Here is a 3311-nt window from a genome sequence, read left to right on the forward strand (position 1 = left end):
GCCGTTCAGCGGCTCCACACTGCTACGGCAGCTCCGGCGCCTGGAGCTGCCGGCCGTCCCAGCGGTCGAGGCCCTGGGGGTCGACGAGTTCGCCTTCCGGCGCGGCCGGAAGGTCGGCACGATCCTCATCGACATGCGCCCACACCGACCCGTGGACGTGCTGCCCGACCATACGGCGGACACCTTCACCGCCTGGCTCCAGGGCAGGACCACGTCCGCACCGTCTGTCGGGACCGCGGCGGATCGTTCGCCGAAGGCGCCCAACGCGCCCTGCCCGGCGTCCCGCAGGTCGCCGACAGACGGCACGTCCTCCACAACCTGGCCACCGCCGCCGAGAAGGCGATCCGCCGTCACCGCCCCTGTCTCCAGCCACCCGCAACGGAACCCGATCCTCGCCCCGCTGCCGAGCACGAGCAGCCGGTGGTCACCCGCTCCGAAGAGAACGCCCGAGCCCGCTGACAACAGATCCACCCCCTCTACGCGAAGGGGATGAAGATCGACACGATCAGCCAGATCACCGGCTACGGCCGAAGCACCGTACGCCGATACGCGAAAGCCGCCTCCCCAGAGGAACTCATCCGGCCCCCGACGCCGACGCCGCACGAACCTGGACATGCACAAGCCCTACCTGCTCGCGCGCTGGATGGAGGGCTGCGACAACGCACAGACCCTGCGCGACGAGATCGCCGCCCGCGGCTACACTGGGGGCCGCAAGACCGTCCGACGCTTCCTCAACTCCCTGGGGAGCAGGGTGAAACCGGGAAGCCTATTCAAAACCCCGTGGATCATGCAGAGTCCGGGATCATGGAGCCGAGTTGATCGGGACTTGCCGCTGGGCGGACGCCCTGGTGAAGCGTCTCTGCGACCGCTGCGAGTACATCGCGGCGACGAACCGATTCGCTCGCTGCTTCGTCACGATCCTGCGGCGCCGCGACGGCCACCGTCTCATCGGCTGGCTCGAGGAAGTCGAACAGACCGAGCTCAAGGAGCTGCACGTCTTCGCCAACGGCGTGCGCAAGGACCTCGCGGCCGTAACCGCGGGCCTGACCGTGTCCTGGAAGTCCGGCGCTGTTGAAGGACACGTCAACAGGATCAAGATGCTCAAACGCCAGCACGACGGACGCGCCGGATTCGACCTCCTCAAGCGCTGCATCCTCCTCACCACTTGACAGGCTTCACGGTAAGTGCCGAAGAGCCCGCCCCCAAGAGGCCGTTGACACTTGGTTGGTCCGGTGGGGTCCTGCCCGGGCGCAGGGCCGGACAGGATCGTGGTCGCGGCTGCGTGGGGGTGGCGGTCACGGCCGCGATATCTGGTGTAACTGTCTGGTTTGTCAACGGTCACTTTGAACTCCCTGCTCGCGACCGGTAGTTCCTCCCCACTGGCGGTCGTGCAGGATGGCTCATGACCGGCTTCACGGAAATCTTGGATGAGCCTGCAGGATTCCCCGCTGGCGGCCAGATATTGCCCCGCCTGCGGGTCAGTGTTGATCAGCTGAAGGGCTTCACCCCCTGTCCGCTGGTGGCTTCGGTGAGCCGGTAGCTGTCACCCTGGGTGACGACGATGTGAGCGTGGTGCATGAGGCGGTCGACCGTGGCGATGGCCAGGGTCTTGGGCATGATCTCGTCGAAGCCGGAGGGGTGGGGGTTACTGCTTGCGATGGAATCGTCCGCGCGGTGGCGGCGGACCAGGGCGCCCAGGTCCTCGATGGTGAACCACGTGACGGACAGGGCGGCCTCGACTGCGGTCTGCCCGAGGGCCTCGGCGAAGTGGGACTTTCCGGTGCCCGAGGGCCCGCAGATGCAGATCGAACAGCGGCACCTATGAGCAGCTAAACTCACGATCGCGGCATAAACCCCTGTGTCCACACTCCAGGGGACGCCTCAGACGGCATGACTGCGGCGAATCTCCGCCTGCCGGAGGGCCAGCTCAGCGACGGGTGCCGGAAGCTCGACGGGGACGGCCCCGAGGCAGATGCGGACAGTTCCGTCCGTCTCCTCGATGTGGTCGACGGTGAGCCGGGAGATCGCTGCGGGCCACTGGGCATAGAGGAGCAACAACAGGCCGACGAGACGGTCTTCGGGCTTGAGGGTGTCATTGTGCAGCAGGCGTCGGGCGGTGGCCCAGCGGGCCTCGTCGTCCATCGGCTGTGAGGGGTCGTTCCATCGCTTCACGGGTGATCTTCTGGGAAAGAGCCCAGCGTACGAATTGGCCTGCCTCTCGGCGGAGGCGGACATCGTCGGTCGCCATCCAGAGTTCGAGGTCGGCCTGTCGGCAGGTGGAAAGGGCCAGGTTCTGTTCCTCGAGCCAGTCCAAGAGATAGACGGCCAGCCCGCAGATGTTGGTGCGCGGTCGCGAGCTGGTAGTGCGTGATCTCCTCTCCCCGGCTGCGGCGGCGGAGCCGTCGCAGGATGTGCCAGGTCGCATACCGGTGAAGAACTTTGCGTCCTTCGGCCGTCGTACGGGAGGTAACGAGGTCTTTCTACGTGCCGTTCGAGCCGGACCATCTGCTCATCCCGCTTGGGCAGCACTTCGGTGGCGACGAGGACACTGAGGATGTGCTCGATGACCTTGCCTTCAGGGAGTTCGTCCAGGGCCTCGTGGGTGAGGGGGGCGGTGGCCGGAGCCGGGATCGGACAGAACAGTTGGAGACGATGCCCTTGGACAGCCAGCTCATCGCGGTGGCCACGCGTTCGGCGCTGGCCAGGGCGTCGTAGAGGGGCTGCAGCTTCGAGGGTATGGAGCCAGTGTTCATCGGCGAGGAGATCGTGGAGCCGCTGCCTGAGGGTGCAGCGAGGACCCGGTCCTGGAGCATGCAACCGTTCGCCTTGTCCGCAAGGGGGACATGGACGCCAGAGCTCGGCGTCCGGAGTGGTGCAGGGGCCGCAGACGGGGGCGTCGGCGGTGCCGGAGTGGATGCCGCGAAGTCGTCCGCAGACGGTGCAGCGGACCTGGCGCTGTCTGCAGCCGCCGCAGCGGGGCAGGCCGGTGAGCTTCGAGAGCGCGCAGGGTGCGGCGTGGCCCCAGATCGAGCAGAGCAGTATGGGCAGGGGACGGCAGTTCGGGCACATCGGCCCCGTCGGCGGCGCGGGAGTTGACCATGCGCGACTTGCCGCAGACGATGCAGGTCTCCAGGTTGGCCAGATCGGTGATCAGGCAGTTCGGACACAGCGGTCGCCCCTGGTCGTCGCGGGTGGCCGGCTCCCGCCGAGCGCCGCAGCATACGCATTCTTCGATGCGGGACTTGGCGATGCAGTTGCGGATCTCCTTCCTGACCGGGACGCCGAGGGAGAAGACCTCACCGTGCTCACGG

Annotated in this window: 6 protein-coding genes and 1 pseudogene; 4 read left to right on the plus strand and 3 right to left on the minus strand. The window is 67.1% G+C overall.

The features are described from left to right. Positions 1-22: 22 nt before the first annotated feature. A complete protein-coding gene (locus tag ACFWZ5_RS45720) occupies positions 23-172 on the minus strand; it encodes a hypothetical protein (protein WP_384893136.1) in 150 nt (49 codons plus the stop codon). On the opposite strand from ACFWZ5_RS45720, the gene ACFWZ5_RS45725 reads away from it, so the two are divergent. Together ACFWZ5_RS45725 and ACFWZ5_RS45730 are read left to right on the plus strand one after the other, a co-directional pair. Beyond that, positions 134-493, plus strand: coding sequence for a hypothetical protein (locus ACFWZ5_RS45725; protein WP_384893133.1), 360 nt, complete (start codon positions 134-136; stop codon positions 491-493). The two genes, ACFWZ5_RS45720 and ACFWZ5_RS45725, sit on opposite strands and share 39 nt — an antisense overlap. A 322-nt stretch (positions 494-815) precedes the next feature. Then, the gene (locus tag ACFWZ5_RS45730) at positions 816-1169 is read left to right on the plus strand and encodes a transposase (RefSeq protein WP_384893122.1); all 354 of its coding nucleotides are present in this window, start codon (positions 816-818) and stop codon (positions 1167-1169) included. Positions 1170-1488: 319 nt separating this feature from the next. On the opposite strand, the pseudogene ACFWZ5_RS45735 reads toward ACFWZ5_RS45730, so the two are convergent. Both ACFWZ5_RS45735 and ACFWZ5_RS45740 read right to left on the minus strand, forming a co-directional pair. Further along, positions 1489-1869 (minus strand): annotated as a pseudogene (locus tag ACFWZ5_RS45735) (ATP-binding protein); the annotation flags it as partial. A gap of 12 nt (positions 1870-1881) precedes the next feature. After that, entirely contained in the window at positions 1882-2172 is a 291-nt protein-coding gene (locus ACFWZ5_RS45740; RefSeq protein WP_384893125.1) for a hypothetical protein, read from the minus strand. Positions 2173-2484: 312 nt separating this feature from the next. Here ACFWZ5_RS45740 and ACFWZ5_RS45745 point away from each other — a divergent pair, with 312 nt between their 5' ends. Both ACFWZ5_RS45745 and ACFWZ5_RS45750 read left to right on the plus strand, forming a co-directional pair. Then, positions 2485-2715: a hypothetical protein gene (locus ACFWZ5_RS45745; protein WP_384893128.1), complete on the plus strand. Its 231-nt coding sequence runs from the start codon at positions 2485-2487 to the stop codon at positions 2713-2715. 271 nt (positions 2716-2986) lie between these two features. Further along, positions 2987-3311 (plus strand): hypothetical protein (locus tag ACFWZ5_RS45750; protein ID WP_384893130.1); only part of this gene is annotated, 325 nt, incomplete at its 3' end.

The sequence above is a fragment of the Streptomyces sp. NPDC059003 genome (assembly GCF_042740445.1).
In the GTDB taxonomy this organism is placed as follows: Bacteria; Actinomycetota; Actinomycetes; order Streptomycetales; family Streptomycetaceae; genus Streptomyces.

Excerpts from the sequence above, each read along its gene's own strand:
- ACFWZ5_RS45725 (WP_384893133.1), top strand. The coding sequence starts at position 134 with ATGCGCCCACACCGACCCGTGGACGTGCTGCCCGACCATACGGCGGAC.
- ACFWZ5_RS45720 (WP_384893136.1), bottom strand. The coding sequence starts at position 172 with ATGGTCGGGCAGCACGTCCACGGGTCGGTGTGGGCGCATGTCGATGAG.